Here is a 21,284-nt window from a genome sequence, read left to right on the forward strand (position 1 = left end):
GCCCCGCATTCACTGAGACCGCCCATGAAAAACCCATTGCGACTGGCCCTGCTTTTAACGGTTTTTGCCGCCACGTTCGCCCAGGCCGCCGACCTGATCCCCATCGACGTGCACCGCGACGCCAATTGCGGCTGCTGCAAGCAGTGGATCAGCCATCTGCAGCGCAACGGTTTCCAGGTCAACGACCATGTCGAAACCAATATGAGTGAGGTCAAGCAACGCCTCGGCGTGGCACCGCGTCTGGCCTCGTGCCACACCGCCGTGATCGACGGCAAGTTCGTCGAGGGCCATGTACCCGCCGAACACGTGCTGGCGTTGCGCAAGCGTGACGATCTGCTCGGCATCGCCGCACCCGGCATGCCGATGGGCTCGCCGGGCATGGAGATGGACGGCATGAGCGGTGCCTATCAGGTCATCGGCCTGACCCGTGACGGCAAAGACGTGGTGGTGGCCGACTACCCGGCCCGCTGATCGATGCTCGCCGGTTACCTGGGGCTGTTTTTTGCCGCATTCGGCGCCGCGACCTTATTGCCGTTGCAATCGGAAGCGGTGCTGGTCGGCCTGTTGCTCAGCGGGCATTACAGCCTCTGGCTGCTGCTGGGCATCGCTACGCTGGGCAATGTGCTGGGCTCCGTGGTGAACTGGCTGCTCGGCCGCGGCGTGGAGCGCTTCAAGCAGCGGCGCTGGTTTCCGGTCAGCGACCGGCAATTGGACAAAGCTCGTTACCATTACGCCCGTTGGGGCCATTGGACGTTACTACTCAGCTGGGTGCCGATCATTGGCGACCCGCTGACGCTGGTGGCCGGGGTGATGCGTGAACCGTTATGGCGGTTCCTGCTGCTGGTGACCGTGGCCAAAGGCCTGCGTTACGCTGTGCTGGCCGCGGTGACCGTGCAGTGGCTGTTAATTCCTGCTTAATCCCCTCGCAACAGCATCCGCACACCCTTCTCGGAGACCTGACAATGCCCCTGATCCGTGCTTTTTGCATCGCCGGCCTGCTTACGGCCAGTGCCGCCCCGGTACTCGCCGCCACCTATGGCCCCGAGCTGCAAGGCTTTCAATACCCCTACCCGGTCCAACACTTCACGTTCCAGTCCCAGGGCAAATCCCTGCAAATGGGCTATATGGATGTCCCGGCCAAAGGCAAAGCCAACGGCCGCAGCGTGGTGCTGATGCACGGCAAGAACTTCTGCGGCGCCACCTGGGAGGGTTCGATCAAGGCCCTGAGCGACGCTGGCTACCGCGTGATCGCGCCGGACCAGATCGGTTTCTGTACGTCCAGCAAGCCGGACAACTACCAATACAGCTTCCAGCAACTGGCGAACAACACCCATCAATTGCTCGAAGAACTGGGCATTAAAAAGGCCACGCTGCTGGGGCATTCCACCGGCGGCATGCTGGCCACCCGATACGCACTGATGTACCCCGCGCAAACCGAACAGCTCGGGCTGGTCAACCCGATCGGCCTGGAAGACTGGAAAGCCTTGGGCGTGCCGTATATCAACGTCGACCAGTGGTATCAGCGCGAGCTGAAAGTCAGCGCCGAGGGCATTCGTAAATACCAGCTCAACACCTATTACGTCGGGCGCTGGAAGCCGGAATACGAGCGTTGGGTCGACATGTACGCTGGCCTGAGCAACGGCCCGGGGCACACCCAGGTGGCATGGAACTCGGCGTTGATTTACGACATGATCTTCACCCAACCGGTGTACTACGAGTTCAAGGACCTGAAAATGCCTACGCTGCTGCTGATCGGCACCGCCGATAACACGGCGATCGGCAAAGACCTCGCACCGCCGGACGTCAAGGCCAAGCTCGGCAACTACGCCGTTCTGGGCAAGCAAGTGGCCAAGCTGATCCCCCACGCCACCCTGGTCGAGTTCCCGGGCCTGGGGCATGCGCCGCAGATGGAAGAGCCGGCCCGCTTTCATGCAGCGCTGTTGCAGGGTTTGAACGCCCTTTAATCCAACCTTTTTCGAGGCACTCGTGAATGTCGGTACAGATCGCAGTCATTGATGATTGGCAGAATGTGGCCAGCGGCGTGGTGGATTGGTCGGCGCTGGAAGCCGTGGGCCAGGTGCATTTCCTGCACGACTACCCGGCCGATACAGCGACCATGATTGAGCGGTTGAAGGGATTTGAGGTGATCTGCGTGATGCGCGAGCGCTCCACCTTCGACAAGGCGCTGCTGCAGGGCCTGCCCCGGCTCAAGCTGCTGGTCACCGGCGGCATGCGCAACGCCGCCATCGACATTCCCGCTGCCAAGACGTTGGGCATTCTGGTCTGCGGCACCGACAGCTATAAGCAGGCGGCGCCGGAGCTGACCTGGGCGTTGATCATGGCCAGCACCCGCAACCTGCTCGTCGAAGCCAACTCGCTACGCGCCGGCGGCTGGCAGGTTGGCCTGGGTGGCGACCTGTACGGCAAGACCCTGGGCATCCTCGGGCTGGGCAGCATCGGCCAGAAAGTCGCGCAGTTCGCCCAGGTGTTCGGCATGCGCGTGATCGCCTGGAGCGAAAACCTCACGCCCGAGCGTGCGGCGCAATCCGGGGTAACCTGGGTCAGCAAGCAAGCACTGTTCGAACAGGCTGACATCCTGACCATCCACCTGGTGCTCAGTGACCGCAGCCGGGGCCTGGTCGACGCCGAGGCGCTCGGCTGGATGAAACCCACGGCACGCCTGGTGAACACCGCGCGCGGCCCGATTGTGGATGAACAGGCGCTGGTGCAGGCGCTGGAGAGCGGCCGACTGGCCGGGGCCGCGCTGGACGTGTATGCCCAAGAGCCACTACCGCCCGAACACCCGTTCCGCCGCCTGCCGAATGTGCTGGCCACCCCCCATGTGGGGTATGTGAGCGAGCAGAATTACCGGCAGTTTTACCAGCAGATGATCGAGAATATCCATGCCTGGGCCGACGAGGCGCCCATTCGCGTGCTTGGCTGATGCACCATTAAAGGGCGCCCGCACCCTTCTGGCGAGCGGGCTGGCCCGCATTGGGCTACGCAGCAACCCTGAATAAGGGCTACTACACGGTCAAACAGAAGCTGTCTCCCTCGCCACACCCCTTCCGCCGATTCGCAGGGATCGCTGCACATTCAAACCGTGAATATCGTTACAAGTTTTTTGTCCTACAAAAAAACCTCAGAAACCCTACAGGCTCTAGGATCTGTCCTAGACTGATGACCGATGGGTCCGTTCCAAAACAAAAACCCCGCAAAAAATCGAAACTTTCGAACTCTGCCATAGGTCAGGTTTAGGGTAAGACGTACATGAGTGGTTATCCCCCGCATGCCCGTCCATCCAATCAATTTCAGCTTACCGTGCAACTGGCATAAGCCTTGCCAGATCTGTACAGCGCTTGTGCGCGTGGCCGCAGGATGCGGTCAACGGAGCTAGTGGCAGCGGGCCATTAGCCGACCAACACGTGGAGAGAACTATGATCAGTGCCGCTGCAAGTATTCAGGGAGAGCGTGTTAGTCAGCCAGTTGGCGGGTCGACCTCGTTGGTTGACCTCAACACGGTGCGGCCGGTGTCCAGTCATAATCCAAATCGTAAGAAAGTCCTGTTTGTGACGTCCGAATTCGCCGACCTGGTGAAAACCGGCGGCCTGGGTGACGTGTCTGCCGCCCTGCCCCGCGCCATGGCGCATTTGCATGATGTACGCGTGCTGATCCCCGGCTACCCGCAGGTGATGGACAGTGACAACCCGATCCATATTATTGGTGAGCTGGGCGGCCACGCTGCGCTGCCGCCGTGCAAGATCGGGCGCATGGACCTCAAGGACGGCCTGGTCATCTATGTACTGATCTGCCCCGAGCTGTACGAGCGCGAAGGCACACCCTACGGCGCCAACAACGGTCGCGACTGGCCCGATAACCACATTCGCTTCGCCCGCCTGGGTTTGGCCGCCGCCGACATGGCCGCCAACCTCGCGCAGATCCATTGGTGCCCGGACCTGGTGCACGCCCACGACTGGCCCGCCGGCCTCGCCCCTGCCTATATGCACTGGCGTGGGTCACGCACCCCGACCCTGTTCACCATCCATAACCTGGCCTACCAGGGTGTGGTCAGTCTGGCCTCGACGCCCGAGCTGGGTATCCCGCCGCATGCCCTGCAACAGGAAGGCATGGAGTTCTACGGCAAGATGTCGTTCCTCAAGGCCGGCATGGCGTATTCCAGCCATATCACCACCGTGAGCGCCACTTACGCCCAGGAAATCACCACCCCGGAATTCGGTTGCGGCCTTGATGGCTTTTTGGCCAGCAAGACCCAGCAAGGTTTGCTCAGCGGCATCCCCAACGGCATTGAAGACAGCTGGGAAACCTCCACGGACCCGCACTTGACGCACAACTTCAATATTGGTGACTGGGAAGGCAAAGCGGTCAATGCCGCACAGGTGCGCAACCTGTTTGGGCTGAACGACTCCACCGGCCCGCTGTTCGCCGTGGTATCGCGCCTGGTGTTCCAGAAAGGCCTGGACCTGACCGAAGCGGTCGCCAGTTTTATCGTCGAACAAGGTGGGCAGATCGCGATTATCGGTCGCGGTGAGCCCGAAGAAGAAAACGCCATGCGTGAATTGGCGCTGCGCTTCCCAGGCCAGATTGGCGTGCGCATTGGCTTCAACGAAACCGATGCGCGGCGCATGTTCGCCGGCAGCGACTTCCTGTTGATGCCGTCGCGCTACGAGCCGTGCGGTCTGAGCCAGATGTACGCACAGCGCTTTGGTTCGCTGCCTGTTGCGCGCAACACCGGCGGCCTGGCGGACACCATCGAAAACGGCGTGACCGGCTTTTTGTTCAATGAATCCACGGTCGACAGCTACAAAGAAGCCTTGAACCGCGCGTTCAAGGTGTTCGCCTTCCCTGGCCTGCTCAACGCCATGCGCTGCCGCGCGATGACGCAGCCGTTCAACTGGAGCCAGGCGGTAGAACCCTACGCCGAACTGTATGAGCAACTGGTGGCTAAAGCACTGGGGAAATCCGCTAAATAATCAAAGGGAGGTCTTCATAGATGCCGTTACGGACTTTGGAAACCTGGCCCCACGGCGCAATCATGCTGGACGCGCAACACACGCGTTTTGCCTTGTGGGCGCCAGACGCGTTTTATGTCAGCGTTGAATTGGAAGACGGAAAATCCATCGCCATGCTGCCGCAGGCCGATGGCTGGTTTGAAACAGAAGTGCAGTGCCGCGCAGGCACCCGCTACCGCTTTAATATCGATGGGGAAATGGATGTACCCGACCCCGCGTCCAGGGCCCAGGCCTCGGACGTGCACGGTTGGAGCCTGGTAGTCGACCCGCTTGGCTACCAGTGGCGCAACAGCAGTTGGCAAGGTCGCCCCTGGCATGAAGCAGTGATCTACGAACTGCATGTGGGCGCACTGGGGGGCTACGCCGGCGTCGAGAAACACCTGCCGCGCCTGGCCGAGCTGGGCGTCACCGCGATTGAGTTGATGCCCCTGGCGCAATTCCCCGGCGAGCGCAACTGGGGCTATGACGGCGTACTGCCGTATGCGCCGCAGTCGTCCTACGGTACCCCCGAACAACTCAAGCACCTGATCGACAGTGCCCATGAGCACGGCTTGGCCGTGATCCTCGATGTGGTCTACAACCACTTTGGCCCCGATGGCAACTACCTGGGGCAGTACGCCGGCGGGTTCTTCCAGGAAGACGTGCATACCCCGTGGGGTGCCGGGATTGATTTCGCGCGCCGTGAAGTGCGCGACTTCTTCCTGGATAACGCGCTGATGTGGTTGCTCGAGTACCGCTTCGACGGCCTGCGCCTGGACGCCGTGCACGCCATCGATAACCCCGACTTTCTCTCTCAACTGGCCCACCGCGTGCGCCAGCAAGTAGACACCGGGCGGCACGTCTGGCTGGTGCTGGAAAACGAACTGAACCAGGCGAGCCTGCTCAAGCAGGATTTCGACGCGCAATGGAATGATGACTTCCATAACGTGTTGCACGTATTGCTGACCGGCGAAACCGACGCCTACTACAGCGACTTCGCCCACGAGCCTACGGCCAAACTGGCCCGCTGCCTGAGCGAAGGGTTCATCTACCAGGGCCACACCACCCGCCATGGCCATACGCGCGGCGAGCCCAGTGGCGACCTGCCGCCGAGCGCCTTTGTTGCGTTCCTGCAGAACCACGACCAGATCGGCAACCGCGCGCTCGGCGAACGCCTGCACCAGCTTTGCCCGCCGCAAGCACTCAACGCCGCCACCGCCCTGTTGCTGTTGTCGCCGATGATCCCGCTGATGTTCATGGGCGATGAAAGCAATGCCGATGAGCCCTTTTTGTTCTTCACCGACCACCACGGCGAACTGGCCGAGGCGGTCCGCGAAGGCCGACGCAACGAATTCGCGGACTTTGCCGCGTTCAAAGACCCTGAGCGCCGCGCACACATTCCCGACCCCAACGCCCCGGCGACCTACGCGCAATCGACGCCGTCCTTCGCCGAGAACTTACAGACCCAGCTCTACCACCAGCTGCTAAGCCTGCGCCACCGCCACATCGTGCCGAACCTGCCCGGCAGCGTGGCACTCGGTGCGCACGTACTCGCCGACGGCGCCGTGACTGCTCGCTGGCGTCTTGGCGACGGCCGCGTGTTGCAGATCGACCTGAACCTGAGCACGGCAAGCCTGCCTTGCCCGACAGAGCGCCCAGCAGCCGCACACGTCCTGTACCAAACGCCTGCCGACCAAGGCGCTTCCCTGCCGCCACACAGCGCACGCGTCACCCTATCCCCTGTTGGAGAGCACCCTTGAGCGAAGCGAACCTGGAAATCCTCGCCAGCCGCGCGGGCCTGGCCGTCGATTGGATCGACGCAAACGGCCGCCCGCAACGAGTGACAGCCGACGCCCTGCGCGCCGTCCTCAAAGGCCTGGGTCACCCGGCCGATACCGATGCCGAAATCGACGCCAGCCTGCTGGAGCTTGAGCAGGTGCAACACGACAAACACCTGCCACCCTTATTGACAGTCGACAGCGGCGATGGGCTCGACCTGGCGCGCTACTTCGAGCCCGACACCCTGTGCCGGGTCAACCTGGAAAATGGCGAAACCCTGGAGTTGCGCCTCGACGGCGATGCGGTACTGCCCGGCGTGATCGCCCTCGGTTACCACCAGGTGCACATCAACGACCAGAGCTTCACCCTTGCCGTCGCACCGACCCACTGCTACAGCGTGGCCGAGGCCGTGGACAACCAACCGGCCCGCGCCTGGGGCCTGAGCGCCCAGCTGTATTCACTGCGCCGCCTGGGCGACGGTGGTTTCGGTGACACCCTGGCCCTGGAGCACCTGGCACGCTCCGCCGCCGAACGCGGCGCCGATGCCCTGGCAATCAGCCCGATGCACGCGATGTTCAGTGCCGACACGGGGCGCTATAGCCCGTATTCGCCGTCCAGCCGCTTGTTTCTCAACAGCTTGTACGCCTCACCGGGTTGCATTCTCGGCGAGCGTGAAGTGCGCAATGCCATCGAGGCCCTGGGCCTTGAGGAGGAGCTGCACACTCTGGAACAACACGACCTGATCGACTGGCCCGCCGCCGCCAAGGCCAAGCAACGCCTGCTGCGCGCGCTGTATGAAGACTTCCGCCACGGCCACCACCCGCAACACGCCGACTTCCTGAGTTTCCGCCAGGCTGGCGGCGAGGCCCTCGAAAACCATTGCCGCTTCGAGGCCGTGCAGGCCCAGCGTGCGGCTGCCGGTGAAGACCTCGACTGGCGGCATTGGCCGCAGGAATGGCGTTCGCCGCAAAGCCCGGCGCTGGTGCAGTTCGCCGAGCAAAACCGTGATGAAATCGGCTACTTCGCCTTCGCCCAATGGCTGATCGCCCGCTGCCTGGAACGCGCACAACAGGCGGCACGCGGCAGCGGCATGGGCGTCGGCCTGATCGCCGACCTCGCCGTGGGCGCCGACGGCGGTGGCAGCCAGGCCTGGAGCCGCCAGGACGAGCTGCTCGCCGACCTTACCGTGGGCGCACCACCCGACATTCTCAACCGTGCCGGCCAGGGCTGGGGTATTTCCGCGTTTTCCCCCGAAGGCCTCAAGCGCAACGGCTTTCGCGCTTTTATCGAAATGCTGCGCGCCAACTTCGCCCATGCCGGCGGCCTGCGTATCGACCATGTGATGGGGCTGCAACGCCTGTGGGTGATCCCCATGGACGCCTCCCCAAAAGAAGGCGCCTACCTGTATTACCCGGTGGATGACCTGCTGCGTCTGTTGGCCCTCGAATCCCATCGCCACCAGGCCATCGTTCTCGGTGAAGACCTCGGTACCGTGCCCGATGGCCTGCGCGAAAAGCTCAGCAGCCGTTCGATTCTCGGCATGCGCGTGCTGTTGTTCGAACAAGACCACGAAGGCCGGTTCCGACCGATCCTCGACTGGCCGGACAACGCCCTGGCGACCACCACGACCCACGATCTGCCAACCCTCAACGGTTGGTGGCACAGCCGCGATATCGACTGGAATATCCAGCTCGGCCTGATCGACGCACCCACCGTGGAGCAATGGAGCGAACACCGTCTGCGCGAACGCCAGGCCCTGCGTCAGGCCTTGAGCCAGGACCCGCAAAACTTCGTCGATGAGATCCGCAATGAAACCGACCACATGATCGACGCCAGCGTGCGTTACCTCGGCCACACCCGTGCGCCGCTGGTGCTGCTGCCGTTGGAAGATGCACTGGGCGCCGAGGAACAACCCAACCTGCCCGGCACCACCGACACCCACCCTAACTGGCGTCGCCGCCTGCCGGGCGACGCCGCGAGCCTGCTCGACAACGCCGGCGCCGCCCGCCGCCTCGAACTGCTGGCCGTCGCGCGCAACCAAGCCTATGAGCGTGACCGATGAAAGCACTGCCTCTGCGCGCTACCCAGCGCCTGCAATTCCATAAAGGTTTTACCCTCGATGATGCGGTGCCGCTGGTGCCGTATTTCGCCCAACTGGGCATCAGCCATCTCTACGCCTCGCCGCTGCTCAGCGCCCGCGCGGGCTCGATGCACGGCTACGACGTGGTCGACCCGACCCGCGTCAATCCTGAACTGGGCGGTGAAGCGGCGTTGCGGCGCCTGGTCGCGGCGTTGCGCGAGCACGATATGGGGCTGATCCTCGATATCGTCTCCAACCACATGGCCGTCGGCGGCGCGGACAACCCCTGGTGGCTGGACTTGCTGGAATGGGGGCGCCTGAGCCCCTACAGCGAGTTCTTCGATATCCAGTGGCATTCGCCCGATCCGTTGCTAAAGGGCCAATTGTTGATGCCGTTTCTGGGCAGCGACTACGGCGAAACCCTGCAGACCGGCACCCTGACCCTGCACTTTGACGCCAGCCACGGCACGTTTTACGTCGAGCATTACGAACACCGGTTCCCGATCTGCCCACGCGATTACGCCGCGATCCTGGGCGACGATGAACACCTCAAGCCGCTGGCTGATCGCTTCAGCGCCCTGGCCTATCAAGACGATGCCTACGCAGAAGCGGCCTGGCTCAAACACGCACTGAGCGAGCGCGCCACCGAAGTGCTGCCGGCCATTGAACAGCGCCTGGCCGTGTTCGATGGGCGCCAGCCTGAAGGTTTCAAACGCCTGCACCAGTTGCTCGAGCAGCAGGCGTACCGCCTGGCGAGCTGGCGCACGGCAGCGGACGATATCAACTGGCGGCGCTTCTTTGATGTCAACGAACTCGGCGGCCTGCGCGTCGAACGCAGCGCTGTGTTCGAAGCCACCCACGGCAAGATTTTCGAACTGATCAGTGAAGGCCTGGTGGATGGCCTGCGTATCGACCACATCGACGGCCTCGCCGACCCTCGCGGCTACTGCCGCAAGCTGCGGCGTCGGGTCGATGCGTTGGCACCGGACCGGCATCTGCCGATCTTTGTCGAAAAGATCCTCGGCGAAGGCGAAACCCTGCGCGACGACTGGCAAGTGGACGGCACCACCGGCTACGAATTCATGAACCAGCTGTCGCTGCTGCAACATCGCCCGGACGGTTTTGAGCCCCTGGCGGCGTTATGGACGCAACACAGTGAACGGCCTTCAGCCTTTATCGAAGAAGCTCGCCTGGCGCGTCAGCAAATCCTCAACGGCTCATTGGGCGGCGACTTTGAAAGCGTGGCCCAGGCGCTGCTGCAAGTGGCCCGCGATGACGTGATGACCCGCGACCTGACCCTGGGCGCCATCCGCCGTGCCTTGCAGGAACTGATCGTGCACTTCCCGGTGTATCGCACCTATATCAGCGCGCGGGGCCGCAGCGCGGCCGACGACAAACTGTTCCAACAGGCCCTGGAAGGTGCGCGAACCACCTTGAGCGAAGGCGACTGGCCGGTGCTCGAGCACTTGGACAACTGGCTCGGTGGCCAACCCTGGCGCAACCGCCCGGTGGGCCGCGAGCGCAAGATCCTCAAGCACGCCTGTGTGCGCTTCCAGCAATTGACCTCGCCCGCCGCTGCCAAGGCGGTGGAAGACACCGCGTTCTATCGCTCGGCGGTGCTGCTGTCGCGCAACGATGTGGGCTTCAGCACCGAGCAGTTCAGCGCGCCGTTGGCTGAGTTTCACCGGCTCAATCAACAGCGTTTGCAGGCGTTCCCGGATAACTTGCTGGCCACCGCCACCCACGACCATAAACGCGGCGAAGACAGCCGCGCCCGCCTCGCGGTGCTCAGTGAGTGCGCGCCCTGGTACGTCGAACAGGTGCAAGAGTGGCGCCGCCTGGCTGCGCCGTTGCGCAGCGATGCCAACGCGCCGTCGGCCGGTGACGAGCTGATCCTCTACCAAGTGCTGCTGGGCAGTTGGCCGCTGGACCAGGGTGATGCGTTCGAGGGCTATCAACAACGGCTCTGGCAATGGCAGCAAAAGGCCCTGCGCGAAGCCAAGTTGCAAAGCAGCTGGAGCGCGCCCAACGAAGCCTACGAGCAAGGCGTCGAAGCGTTTCTTTCGCGCCTGTTGCTCAGTGACGCGGGTGAGCCGCTACGCAGCGCTATCGGCCGCGCCGCCCAGGCCATCGCCCCCGCCGGCGCCATCAATGGGCTGGCGCAAACCTTGCTTCGCATGACGGTGCCGGGTGTGCCGGACCTGTACCAGGGTGCGGAGTTCTGGGATTTCAGCCTGGTGGACCCGGACAACCGGCGCCCGGTGGACTTCAACGCCCGGCAACAGGCGTTGGACACCCCGCCGGACATCGGCGAACTGCTGTTCAACTGGCGTGACGGGCGTATCAAGCAGGCGTTGATTGCCCAGGTGCTGGCCTTGCGCAAGGCCCATCCTGAGCTGCTGCGCAGCGGCACCTACACGCCGCTGGAAGTGGTCGGCCAACACGCCGAGCGGGTGCTCGCGTTCTGCCGCGAACACCACGGCAAACGCTTGCTGGTGGTGGTACCACGCTGGTCCCATGACCTGCTTGAAAACGGGGTGTACCCCCAGATCAATGCGCAGGTTTGGGGCGATACCCGGCTGAAATTACCGTTCGCCGCGCCAAGCGAAAACTGGAAGGGACTTTTTCATACGGGTGCAGTCACACCAAACAAGGAGCTGTTGATCAGCGCTGCCCTGGGGGATTTCCCGGTCAATGTCTTTATCAATCCTGATGATCAAGAAAGCTGAACATTTTCTGTGAGGAGCATTGCGATGAGTACTGAAGACAAACGCATACGCGAGTTAGCGCATCAGATCTGGGAGTCTGAGGGCAAGCCCCACGGCGAGGACGCGCGGCACTGGGAGATGGCGCGCAAGCTGGCCGAGGCCGAAGCGCTGACGCCAAGCAAACCCAAGGCCGCCGCCAAGCCCAAGACTGCACCCAAGCCGCCGGCCAAGGCCAAGCCGCCCGCACCGGCCGCGAGCAAGCCGGCACCACCGGCGGCTAAAAAACCACCGGCGCCGAAAAAGCCCAAGCCTTGACCTTCAAGCCTCCTGCCGGCGTTGCCGGCACGAGGCCTTTTCATTTCCCTGATTCTCAGCTGAGCCTTCTTCAGCACGGCCTCGTTCGGCCCGAAAAAAGACCCTTGCAGGAGCAACACCATGAGCAAACCCCATAAAACCCCCTCGACGCCGGGCAACGAGCCGTCGCGGATCCGTGAAGGTTTGCCCTTCCCCCTCGGCGCCACCTGGGACGGCCTGGGCGTAAACTTTGCGCTGTTTTCGGCAAACGCCACCAAGGTGGAGTTGTGCCTGTTCGACGATTCCGGCGAAGTGGAACTGGAACGCATCGAACTGCCTGAATACACCGACGAGATCTTCCACGGCTACCTGCCCGACGCCCACCCCGGGCTGATCTACGGCTATCGCGTGTACGGTGCCTACGACCCGGCCAACGGGCATCGCTTCAACCACAACAAATTGCTGATCGACCCCTATGCCAAACAGTTGGTGGGCGAACTCAAATGGTCCGAGGCGCTGTTTGGCTACACCATCGGCCACCCCGATGACGACCTCAGTTTTGACGAACGCGACAGCGCCCCCTTCGTGCCCAAGTGCAAGGTCATCGACCCGGCGCACACCTGGGGCAACGACCAGCCGGTGCGCGTGCCGTGGGACCGTACGATCATCTACGAAACCCACCTGCGCGGCATCAGCATGCGCCACCCCTCGGTCGGTGAATCGGTGCGCGGCACCTGCGCCGGGCTGATGGAAGATGACGTGCTCAAGCACATCCGCCAGTTGGGTATTTCCTCGGTAGAACTGCTGCCGGTGCACGCCTTCGTCAACGACCAGCACTTGCTGGAAAAAGGCATGACCAACTACTGGGGCTACAACAGCATTGCGTTCTTCGCCCCGGACCCGCGCTACCTGGCCAGCGGCAAGATCGCCGAGTTCAAGGAGATGGTCGCGCACCTGCACGAGCAGAAGCTCGAAGTGATCCTCGACGTGGTCTACAACCACACGGCCGAAGGCAACGAGCGCGGCCCGACCCTGTCCATGCGCGGCATCGACAACGCCTCGTACTACCGGCTGATGCCGGACGACAAGCGCTTTTACATCAACGATTCCGGTACCGGCAACACCCTCGACCTGAGCCACCCTTGCGTGCTGCAAATGGTCACCGACTCGCTGCGTTACTGGGCCAACGAGATGCATGTCGACGGCTTCCGCTTCGACTTGGCAACCATCCTCGGCCGTTATCGCGATGGCTTCGATGAACGCCACAGCTTCCTCGTCGCTTGCCGTCAGGACCCGGTGCTGCGCCAGCTCAAACTGATCGCCGAACCCTGGGACTGCGGCCCCGGCGGCTACCAGGTGGGCAACTTCCCGCCGGGCTGGGTGGAGTGGAACGACCGCTTCCGCGACACCGTGCGCGCGTTCTGGAAAGGCGATGACGGCCAGTTGGCGGACTTCGCCGGGCGCATGACGGCCTCGGGCGAGATGTTCAACCACCGTGGTCGCCGCCCGTACAGCTCGGTGAACTTCATCACCGCCCACGACGGTTTCACCCTGCACGACCTGGTGTCGTACAACGACAAGCACAACGAAGACAACGACGAGAACAACCAGGACGGCAGCAACAACAATCTGTCGTGGAACCACGGCGTCGAAGGCCCTACCGACGACCCGGAGATCAACGAGCTGCGCCTGCGCCAGATGCGCAATTTCTTCGCCACCCTGTTGTTGGCCCAAGGTACGCCGATGATCGTGGCCGGTGACGAGTTCGCCCGCACCCAGCACGGCAACAACAACGCCTACTGCCAGGACAGCGAGATCGGCTGGGTCAACTGGGAGCTGGACGACGACGGCAAGTCGTTGCTCAAGTTCGTAAAACGCCTGATCAAACTGCGCCTGGCGTACCCGATCCTGCGGCGCGGGCGCTTCTTGGTCGGCGACTACAATGAAGACATCGGCGTCAAAGACGTCACGTGGCTGGCGCCTGATGGCAACGAAATGACCACTGAGCAGTGGGAAGACAGCCATGGCCGCTGCCTGGGCATGTTGATGGATGGCCGCGCCCAGGAAACCGGGATTCGCCGCGCCGGTGCCGACGCCACCTTGCTGCTGGTGGTGAATGCGCACCATGACATGGTCAATTTCCGCCTGCCACCGGTGCCGGAAGGTGAGTTCTGGACCTGCATGCTCGACACTAACGACACCGCCGTACGCGGCCAGGAACGCTTTGATTTCGAGCATGAATACGCAGTGACCGGGCGCTCGCTGCTGTTGTTTGAACTGCAGCGCGAAGACGAGGTGTGAAATGGCTTTGCATGGATTCCTCCAGGGCTACCAGGGCTATGCGGATACGCAAGCCCTGGGCGCGGCCCTGAAGGCGCTTCAGGAAGAAGGCCTTGACCAGCTGCCGTTGCCTGGCAGCGGTCAGACATTGGCGCGGTTCAGTCAGTTGGCACAAGTGGCAGGTCACGACCTGCGCTTGTGCAAACTGTTCGAAGGGCACACCGATGCCTTGGCGATCATTGCCGAACTCGGCAGCCCACTACCGCCCTTGGGTAGCACTTGGGGCATGTGGGCCGCCGAGCCGCCGAACGCCAAGGTCCGCGTGTATCGCGAAGGCGAGCGCCTGCGGGTGCAGGGGCGCAAAGCCTGGTGTTCAGGCGCGGCGGTCGTCAGCCATGGCTTGTTGACCGCCTGGGATGAGCAAGACCGCCAGCAGTTGGTCGCGGTACAAATGGATCAACCGGGCATCACCGTCACACACGAGGGCTGGCATGCCGTGGGCATGGCCGCCACCGGCAGCGTTGAAGTGCTGTTTGACGACGCCCACGGGATTGCCGTGGGCGGACCCGGTGACTACCTCGCCCGCCCCGGGTTCTGGCACGGCGGCGTCGGCATTGCTGCCTGTTGGTATGGCGCCGCGCAACGCCTGGCCGAGGTGCTGCGAGAACATTGCCGCAAACGCGCCGAACCGCATGCCCTCGCCCACCTGGGGGCAGTCGACAGCGCCTTGAACAGCGCGGCCTGTGTGCTGCGCGACAGTGCCCAGCAGATCGACCGTGAGCCCAAGGCCGATGCTCGACACCTGGCCCAGCAGACGCGGGCGTGCATCGAAGACACCGTTGAGCAAGTGATGCACCATGTCGGCCGCGCCGTCGGTGCGGGGCCGTACTGCAAAGACCCGCATTTTGCCCAGTTGATGGCAGACCTGCCCGTATATACGCGCCAAAGTCATGCCGAGCGCGACCTTGCCGGCCTGGGTGAACTGGTCGCCGGTGGGCCCACAGGGAGGTGGCAGTTATGAAACCCAACCCGATCGTTGGCCAGGGCACGCCCCTGCAGCACTGGCAAGCCTCAACGCTGATCGCCGACCTGCCGCAGATCAGCGTCGCGCAGCTGGTGCCGGACGGCCACCGCGCCGTCATCATCGCCCCGCACCCGGACGACGAAGTGCTGGGCTGTGGCGGGCTGCTGCAAGGCCTGGCTGAACTGGGTCGGCCCATTCAGCTGATTTCGGTGACTGACGGCAGCGCCAGCCACCCCGGCTCGCTGACCTGGCCGGTGGAGCGGTTGAGCGTGGTGCGCCCGCAGGAATCGGCGCAGGCCCTGCATCGCCTGGGCGTGCCGCTGCACAGCCTCAAATGGTTGCGGGCCGGCTTCAGCGACAGCCAGGTGGCGGCGCGCGAAGACGAACTCGCCGCGTTCATCCAGCGCTACCTCAAGCCCACGGATGTGCTGTTCACCACCTGGCGTGAAGACGGCCATTGCGACCATGAAGCGGTTGGCCGCGCCAGTGCCAAGGCGGCGCAGGCAGTGGGCGCAACCTTATATGAGCTGCCGGTATGGACCTGGCACTGGGCCTCCCCGGAAGACCGCCAGGTGCCGTGGCAGCGTGCGCGCAAAATCCCGTTGAGCTGCGAGGCCGTCGCGCGCAAGCGCCATGCTATCCACGCGTTCGCCAGCCAGCTGGAGGGCGACCCGCAGATCGGCTTGCCGCCCGTGCTGGCGCCCTATGTGGTGGAACGCCTGTTGCAGCCTTTTGAAGTGGTATTTGTATGAGTGTGGCCACGCGTTACTTCGATCAACTGTTTGCCGACAACGACGACCCCTGGGCCTTCCGCCAACGCTGGTACGAACGCCGCAAGCGCGCGTTGACCCTGGCGCTGCTGACCCGCCCACGCTACGCGTCGATCTTCGAACCCGGTTGTGCCAATGGCGAGCTGAGCATAGAACTGGCGCCGCGCTGTGATCGCCTGTTGTGCTGCGACACCGCCGCGGCTGCCGTGGCGCTCGCGCAGAATCGCCTGCTGGGCTTTGCCCATGCCCAGGTCGAGCAGAGCCGCTTGCCCGCGCAGTGGCCGGCGGGCCAGTTCGAGCTGATCGTGTTGAGCGAGCTGTGTTACTACCTCGACGCCGATGACCTGCGCAGCCTGATTGACCGCGCCCGCGCAAGCCTGACCAGCGACGGCCAACTCTTGGCCTGCCATTGGCGCCCGGTTATCGACGGCTGCCCACAAACCGCCGAACAGGTACACAGCGTGCTCCAGGAGCGACTGGGCATGCCCCTGGTGGCCAGCCACCATGAACAGGATTTCCTGCTTGACCTGTGGAGCCGCGACGGCACCTCGGTTGCCACCCTTGAGGGTCTGCGATGATCGGTATTGTGATCCCGGTACATAACGAAGAGGCGCTGCTGGGCGAGTGCCTCAGTGCGGCATTGATCGCCGCCAGCCATCCGCAGCTACAAGGCGAGCCGGTGGAGATTGTGGTGGTGCTCGACAGCTGCAGCGACGCCAGCGCGGTGATTGCCGAGCGCTTCCAGGTTCAGCGCCTGGAAATCCAGGCACGCAATGTCGGGCATGTGCGGGGCGTCGGCGCCCGGCACCTGCTCAACCAGGGCGCGCGGTGGATCTCCTGCACCGACGCCGACAGCCGCGTGGCGCCCAACTGGCTGGTGGCCCAGTTGGCGCTCGAAGCCGACGCCGTGTGCGGCACGGTGACCGTGGATGCCTGGAACGACGACTTCGACCCGGCTGCGCAGATCCTTTATCACCAGGCCTACCAGGCCCGCGATGGTCATCGGCACATCCACGGTGCCAACCTGGGGATCAGTGCCAGCGCCTATGTACGCGCCGGTGGTTTCGAGCCGCTGGCCTGCCATGAAGATGTGCAAATGGTGCGCGATCTCGAGCGCTGCGGCGCCTCCATCGCCTGGAGCCACTCCCCGCAAGTGATCACCAGCGCGCGCCTGGAAGCCCGTGCACAAGGTGGCTTTGGCGATTACCTCAAGCGCCTGATGCTCGCTTCGTGAAAAAACGCGCGCGCGTCATGTGAAAGCCACCGATCCTTGACTATGCTGAACAGGCCTTGCTGGCAATCCGGGATTGGATTGCCACGCAACCACCACAGCGGAGCCCGTGGTGGCGACAAGAGAGTCGTCCCGGCAACGGAGCGCGACCCCGCATCAATCGACAAGGACGTGACACCCATGAAGCTTGCCTCCCTAGGCGAAGGCCGCCGCGGCCCTGCACAAATCTGGAACAACGCCCCGCAGCTCGCGCAGATCCCCGCTGTTTTGCCGACGGCACTGGTGCCGCGTGGCGCACGCGTGGTGGTCATCGCCCCCCACCCCGGAGACGAAGTATTGGCCTGCGGCGGGTTGTTGCAATTGCTCAGCAGCCTGGACCACCCGCTGCAACTGATCTCGATCACCGACGGCAGCGCCAGCCACCCGGGCTCCCATGCCTGGCCGGCCAGCCGCCTGAGTGTGGTGCGCCCCCAGGAAAGCGCCGAGGCCCTGCGCCGCCTGGGCATGCCGCTGCACAGTCTCAAGTGGATTCGCGGCGGCTTCTGCGACAACGCCCTGGCGGCCCGTGAGCCGCAACTGAGCGAATTTATCGCGCGCTACCTGCAACCCGGCGATGTGGTGTTCTCCACCTGGCGCAACGACGGCAATGACGACCACGACGCCGTCGGCCGCGCCAGCGCAGCGGCTTGCCACCGGGTGGGCGCGCACTTGTATGAGGTGCCGATCCGGGCGTGGCACTGGCCCGCTCGCGAGGGCGCGCTGATCCCTTGGCAACGGGCGCGCAAGGTGCGCCTGGACACGTGGTGCGTGGCGCGCAAACTCCACGCCACCCATGCCTATGCCAGCCAGTTGGCCGGGGACCCGCAGATCGGCCTGGCACCGATGCTCGCCCAGGTTCTGCTGGAGCGGATGCGCGAGCCCTACGAGATTGTGTTTGCGCTCTAGGGCCGTGTCGGCGCGAAGCTGCGACTACGCCTTCACCAGGCTGGCCCCTTTAAAGCGCGAGAACTGAAAGGCGATGCCCAGCCAGATAAACCAGGCGGGCATCACATACAGCGCCAGCCGGGTATCCGGGCGCAGTGCCAGCAAGCCCAACACAAAGGCTAGGAACCCCAGGGAAAACCAGGCCATGGGCACACCGCCGGGCATCTGAGGGACTTGGCGTGCAGGTCCGGGCGTTTCTTGCGGTACGCAATGTAGGACGCGAGGATGGTCGACCAGGTGAAAATCACCAGGATCGCCGACACCGTCGACACGATGGTGAAAGCCGTCATCACCTCCGGCACCACAAACAACAGCACCAGCCCCAGCAGCATCAACAGCGTGGTAAATGCCAGGCTGATAAACGGCACGCTGCTCTGCGACAAACGCCGGAATATGCCCGGCGCATCGCCCAGGTCGGCCAGGCCAAACAGCATGCGGCTCGCAGAAAACACCCCACTGTTGGCCGACGAAGCCGCCGAGGTCAACACCACAAAGTTGACGATCCCCGCTGCGGCCGGAAACCCCGCCACCAGAAATAACTCAACGAATGGGCTTTTGCTTGGTGACACGTGCTGCCACGACGTGACCGCGATGATGCACGCCAGAGCCAGTACGTAGAACAGAATGATGCGCAGCGGTATTGAGTTGATCGCCTTGGGCAAGGTCTTTTCCGGTGCCCGGGTCTCAGCCGCTGCGGTGCCGATCAGCTCGGTGCCGGCGAAGGAAAAGATCGCCATCTGGAAGCCGGCGAAAAATCCGAACAGGCCATTGGGAAACGCCGCCTGTTTATCCAGCAAGTGGCTCAGCGACGCAGTGACACCGGTGGGCGAGACAAACGAGCTGGCGATCAGCACCACGCTCACGCCGATCAGCGTGACCACGGCGATGATCTTGATGATCGCGAACCAGAACTCCACTTCGCCGAACAGCCTGACCGTCAGCACATTGAGCGCGAACAGCGTAAGCAACATGCCCACGGCGGGCATCCAGGCCGGCACGTCGGGGAACCAGTACTGGAAAAACCCGCCGACCACCACCGCGTCCCCCACCACCGCCACGCTCCAGCTGAGCCAGTACGACCAGCCCAGGAAGAACGCCGCACGCGGCCCCAGGTACGCGCCGGCAAAGTCGGCGAAGCTTTTGAAGTTGAGGTTGGACAGCAGCAGCTCGCCCATCGCGCGCATCACGAAATACACGAATAACCCGATGATCATGTAGATCAGGATGATCGAAGTGCCGGACAGCGCGATGATCTTGCCGGAGCCCATGAACAGGCCAGTGCCGATTGCACCGCCCATGGCCATCAGCTGGATATGGCGGTTGCTCAAGGTACGTTGCAACGCAGGCTTTTCACACAGCCCGGGCGTGGTTGTTTTCATCACAAAACCTCTTGTTATGTTTTTGAGTTTTGGCAGATAAAAGGCGTTGAGCGTTTGTTGTTATAGGGGTCAGGCGGTCTTGCTTTCGAACCCGTGCAGCACGTTGACGGCGTTGATGCCGATCTCATCGACCATGTAGCCGCCTTCCATCACGAACAACGTGGGTACACCGACGCTGGCGATGATCTCGCCCATGCCGAGGAAGTCCTGGCTGTCGAGCAGGAAATGGCTGATGGGGTCGTCCTTGAAGGTGTCGACACCGAGGGAAATCACCAGGACTTCGGGCGCAAAAGCACGCAGGCGGCGGCAGGCGTCGATCAGCGCGGTTTGGTAGTGGGCCCAGGTGGTGTTTTTCGGCAACGGGTAATTCAGGTTGAAACCCTCCCCGGCCCCGGCGCCCCGCTCACTGCTGAACCCGGAAAAATACGGGTACGAAACAGCCGGCTCGCCGTGCAGGGAGATGAACAGCACATCCGGGCGGTCGTAGAAAATATTTTGCGTGCCGTTGCCATGGTGAAAGTCCACGTCCAGCACCGCCACGCGCTGGGCGCCCTGGGTGATGGCCTGTTGTGCGGCAATCGCGGCGTTGTTGAGGTAGCAATAACCGCCCATGTATTCGCGCGCCGCGTGATGCCCCGGTGGGCGACACAGGGCGAAAGCGCTGTTATGGCCTTCGTCGATCAACGCCAGGCCAGTGAGCGCGATGTCGGCGCTGGTTTTGACCGCGTTCCAGGTGGTGTGGGTGATCGGCGAACCGGCATCCATGGCAAAGAAGCCCAGCTTGCCGTCGATGAAATCCGGCACCTGCTGATTGGCCAGGTCGCGCACCGGCCAGACCAGCGGCAGCGCGTCATGGCTGCGGCCGATGGCAGTCCACTCGGCCCAGGCGGTTTCGAGGAACGCGACGTAGCGCTCGCTGTGGGCATTGACGTAGCAGGCCCGCGCAAAGCTGCGCGGCGCGATGATATCGCCCAGGCCGACGTGCTGGACGCGATCACGCACGGTGTCGGCGCGGCTGGGTTGCTCGAACGAGGGTTTGAGCACGCCGTCCTTCAATTCGGTGCCATGGTGCAAACGGTGGGCATCACTAAAAACAGTCAGCATGGTTGTACATCCGCCAGTAAAAGACAGGGTCTATTTTGTTCTGGCGACGTGGGGCTTTCTTTGCTTTTAGTTGTGACGCTGTTAGGTTTATCGGGCGTATTTACCCTTTTTATGGCCCGATATGAAAAATAAAACCAAGCAGGTCGTTCTCGACGACACCGATCTCGCCCTCCTCGCCCTGCTGCAGGAAGACGCGAGTATTTCCAACGCGCAATTGAGCGAGCGCCTGTCCTTGAGCCTCACCCCCTGCTGGCGTCGTCGCAAGCGCCTGGAGGAAGAAGGCGTGATCAAGGACTACCAGGCCAACCTCGATCGCAAGAAGCTCGGGCTGGACATCATGGCGTTCGTGCATGTGCGCTTCGCGATCCACACCGACCATGCGCCCGACGCCTTCGAGGCCGTGGTGAAGCAACTGCCTGAAGTGCTGTCGTGCCACAAGATCACCGGCGACGCGGACTACCTGCTGCAAGTGCTGGCGGAGGATCTGGACAGTTACAGCGAGTTCGTCGAGAGCGTGCTGCGGCGTCAGTTGGGGATCGCTTCAATCCAGTCGAGCCTGGCGTTGCGCGAGGTTAAAGCGACCAGTCGAGTGGCGATTCCAAAGCGCGGTTGAGCCCCCCCTCGCACGCATTAAATACAGCG

General features: G+C 63.2%; 17 protein-coding genes and 1 pseudogene. 16 read left to right on the plus strand and 2 right to left on the minus strand.

Translation table 11 applies throughout. The features are described from left to right. Window positions 1–24: 24 nt before the first annotated feature. The 15 genes from GIW02_RS15755 to GIW02_RS15825 all read left to right on the plus strand — a co-directional run bounded on the left by GIW02_RS15755 (window position 25) and on the right by GIW02_RS15825 (window position 18,120). On the plus strand, window positions 25–471 hold the full coding sequence (locus tag GIW02_RS15755; RefSeq protein ID WP_236419267.1) for a DUF411 domain-containing protein: 447 nt from the start codon (window positions 25–27) through the stop codon (window positions 469–471). A gap of 3 nt (window positions 472–474) precedes the next feature. Then, the gene (locus tag GIW02_RS15760; RefSeq protein ID WP_236419269.1) at window positions 475–918 is read left to right on the plus strand and encodes a YqaA family protein; all 444 of its coding nucleotides are present in this window, start codon (window positions 475–477) and stop codon (window positions 916–918) included. 44 nt (window positions 919–962) lie between these two features. Then, on the plus strand, window positions 963–1,964 hold the full coding sequence (locus GIW02_RS15765) for an alpha/beta fold hydrolase (RefSeq protein ID WP_236419270.1): 1,002 nt from the start codon (window positions 963–965) through the stop codon (window positions 1,962–1,964). Window positions 1,965–1,990: 26 nt separating this feature from the next. Next, on the plus strand, window positions 1,991–2,944 hold the full coding sequence (locus GIW02_RS15770) for a D-2-hydroxyacid dehydrogenase family protein (protein WP_236419272.1): 954 nt from the start codon (window positions 1,991–1,993) through the stop codon (window positions 2,942–2,944). Between the two features lie 493 nt (window positions 2,945–3,437). Then, entirely contained in the window at window positions 3,438–4,991 is a 1,554-nt protein-coding gene (gene glgA, locus GIW02_RS15775; RefSeq protein WP_236421933.1) for a glycogen synthase GlgA, read from the plus strand. Window positions 4,992–5,011: 20 nt separating this feature from the next. Beyond that, a complete protein-coding gene (treZ, locus tag GIW02_RS15780; RefSeq protein WP_236421935.1) occupies window positions 5,012–6,769 on the plus strand; it encodes a malto-oligosyltrehalose trehalohydrolase in 1,758 nt (585 codons plus the stop codon). Further along, window positions 6,766–8,850, plus strand: coding sequence for a 4-alpha-glucanotransferase (gene malQ, locus GIW02_RS15785; RefSeq protein ID WP_236418083.1), 2,085 nt, complete (start codon window positions 6,766–6,768; stop codon window positions 8,848–8,850). Before treZ ends, malQ begins: the two co-directional genes overlap by 4 nt. Continuing rightward, the gene (locus tag GIW02_RS15790; protein ID WP_236418082.1) at window positions 8,847–11,597 is read left to right on the plus strand and encodes a malto-oligosyltrehalose synthase; all 2,751 of its coding nucleotides are present in this window, start codon (window positions 8,847–8,849) and stop codon (window positions 11,595–11,597) included. Before malQ ends, GIW02_RS15790 begins: the two co-directional genes overlap by 4 nt. Before the next feature lie 24 nt (window positions 11,598–11,621). Continuing rightward, window positions 11,622–11,891 (plus strand): DUF2934 domain-containing protein, encoded by a 270-nt coding sequence (locus GIW02_RS15795; protein ID WP_236418081.1) that lies wholly within the window; start codon window positions 11,622–11,624, stop codon window positions 11,889–11,891. A gap of 120 nt (window positions 11,892–12,011) precedes the next feature. Next, complete coding sequence (gene glgX, locus GIW02_RS15800) at window positions 12,012–14,171, plus strand: glycogen debranching protein GlgX (RefSeq protein WP_236418080.1); 2,160 nt, start codon at window positions 12,012–12,014, stop codon at window positions 14,169–14,171. 1 nt (window position 14,172) lies between these two features. Continuing rightward, window positions 14,173–15,171 carry an acyl-CoA dehydrogenase family protein gene (locus tag GIW02_RS15805; protein ID WP_236418079.1) on the plus strand — a complete coding sequence of 333 codons (999 nt, stop codon included), beginning with the start codon at window positions 14,173–14,175 and terminating at the stop codon, window positions 15,169–15,171. Continuing rightward, window positions 15,168–15,926, plus strand: coding sequence for a PIG-L family deacetylase (locus GIW02_RS15810; protein ID WP_236418078.1), 759 nt, complete (start codon window positions 15,168–15,170; stop codon window positions 15,924–15,926). Before GIW02_RS15805 ends, GIW02_RS15810 begins: the two co-directional genes overlap by 4 nt. Beyond that, the gene (locus tag GIW02_RS15815; protein WP_236418076.1) at window positions 15,923–16,522 is read left to right on the plus strand and encodes an SAM-dependent methyltransferase; all 600 of its coding nucleotides are present in this window, start codon (window positions 15,923–15,925) and stop codon (window positions 16,520–16,522) included. The genes GIW02_RS15810 and GIW02_RS15815 overlap by 4 nt, the downstream gene beginning before the upstream one ends. Continuing rightward, entirely contained in the window at window positions 16,519–17,178 is a 660-nt protein-coding gene (locus GIW02_RS15820; RefSeq protein ID WP_236418074.1) for a glycosyltransferase family A protein, read from the plus strand. Before GIW02_RS15815 ends, GIW02_RS15820 begins: the two co-directional genes overlap by 4 nt. 177 nt (window positions 17,179–17,355) lie before the next feature. Beyond that, the gene (locus GIW02_RS15825; protein ID WP_236418072.1) at window positions 17,356–18,120 is read left to right on the plus strand and encodes a PIG-L family deacetylase; all 765 of its coding nucleotides are present in this window, start codon (window positions 17,356–17,358) and stop codon (window positions 18,118–18,120) included. A gap of 24 nt (window positions 18,121–18,144) precedes the next feature. On the opposite strand, the pseudogene GIW02_RS15830 reads toward GIW02_RS15825, so the two are convergent. Continuing rightward, a pseudogene (locus GIW02_RS15830) lies at window positions 18,145–19,538 on the minus strand (amino acid permease). A 69-nt stretch (window positions 19,539–19,607) separates the two neighbouring features. After that, complete coding sequence (locus tag GIW02_RS15835) at window positions 19,608–20,642, minus strand: histone deacetylase family protein (RefSeq protein WP_236421937.1); 1,035 nt, start codon at window positions 20,640–20,642, stop codon at window positions 19,608–19,610. 121 nt (window positions 20,643–20,763) lie between these two features. Between GIW02_RS15835 and GIW02_RS15840 the strand changes: the two genes are divergently transcribed. Further along, window positions 20,764–21,255, plus strand: coding sequence for an Lrp/AsnC family transcriptional regulator (locus GIW02_RS15840; protein ID WP_236418745.1), 492 nt, complete (start codon window positions 20,764–20,766; stop codon window positions 21,253–21,255). Window positions 21,256–21,284 lie beyond the last annotated feature (29 nt).

Origin of the sequence: Pseudomonas syringae (genome assembly GCF_021606685.1) — a bacterium.
GTDB lineage: Bacteria > Pseudomonadota > Gammaproteobacteria > Pseudomonadales > Pseudomonadaceae > Aquipseudomonas > Aquipseudomonas syringae_R.

Bases quoted from the DNA above. Each gene is read 5' to 3' on its own strand.
- GIW02_RS15755 (WP_236419267.1), top strand. From the start codon at position 25: ATGAAAAACCCATTGCGACTGGCCCTGCTTTTAACGGTTTTTGCCGCC.
- GIW02_RS15760 (WP_236419269.1), top strand. From the start codon at position 475: ATGCTCGCCGGTTACCTGGGGCTGTTTTTTGCCGCATTCGGCGCCGCG.
- GIW02_RS15765 (WP_236419270.1), top strand. From the start codon at position 963: ATGCCCCTGATCCGTGCTTTTTGCATCGCCGGCCTGCTTACGGCCAGT.
- GIW02_RS15770 (WP_236419272.1), top strand. From the start codon at position 1,991: ATGTCGGTACAGATCGCAGTCATTGATGATTGGCAGAATGTGGCCAGC.
- glgA (WP_236421933.1), top strand. From the start codon at position 3,438: ATGATCAGTGCCGCTGCAAGTATTCAGGGAGAGCGTGTTAGTCAGCCA.
- treZ (WP_236421935.1), top strand. From the start codon at position 5,012: ATGCCGTTACGGACTTTGGAAACCTGGCCCCACGGCGCAATCATGCTG.
- GIW02_RS15790 (WP_236418082.1), top strand. From the start codon at position 8,847: ATGAAAGCACTGCCTCTGCGCGCTACCCAGCGCCTGCAATTCCATAAA.
- GIW02_RS15795 (WP_236418081.1), top strand. From the start codon at position 11,622: ATGAGTACTGAAGACAAACGCATACGCGAGTTAGCGCATCAGATCTGG.
- glgX (WP_236418080.1), top strand. From the start codon at position 12,012: ATGAGCAAACCCCATAAAACCCCCTCGACGCCGGGCAACGAGCCGTCG.
- GIW02_RS15805 (WP_236418079.1), top strand. From the start codon at position 14,173: ATGGCTTTGCATGGATTCCTCCAGGGCTACCAGGGCTATGCGGATACG.
- GIW02_RS15810 (WP_236418078.1), top strand. From the start codon at position 15,168: ATGAAACCCAACCCGATCGTTGGCCAGGGCACGCCCCTGCAGCACTGG.
- GIW02_RS15815 (WP_236418076.1), top strand. From the start codon at position 15,923: ATGAGTGTGGCCACGCGTTACTTCGATCAACTGTTTGCCGACAACGAC.
- GIW02_RS15820 (WP_236418074.1), top strand. From the start codon at position 16,519: ATGATCGGTATTGTGATCCCGGTACATAACGAAGAGGCGCTGCTGGGC.
- GIW02_RS15825 (WP_236418072.1), top strand. From the start codon at position 17,356: ATGAAGCTTGCCTCCCTAGGCGAAGGCCGCCGCGGCCCTGCACAAATC.
- GIW02_RS15835 (WP_236421937.1), bottom strand. From the start codon at position 20,642: ATGCTGACTGTTTTTAGTGATGCCCACCGTTTGCACCATGGCACCGAA.
- GIW02_RS15840 (WP_236418745.1), top strand. From the start codon at position 20,764: ATGAAAAATAAAACCAAGCAGGTCGTTCTCGACGACACCGATCTCGCC.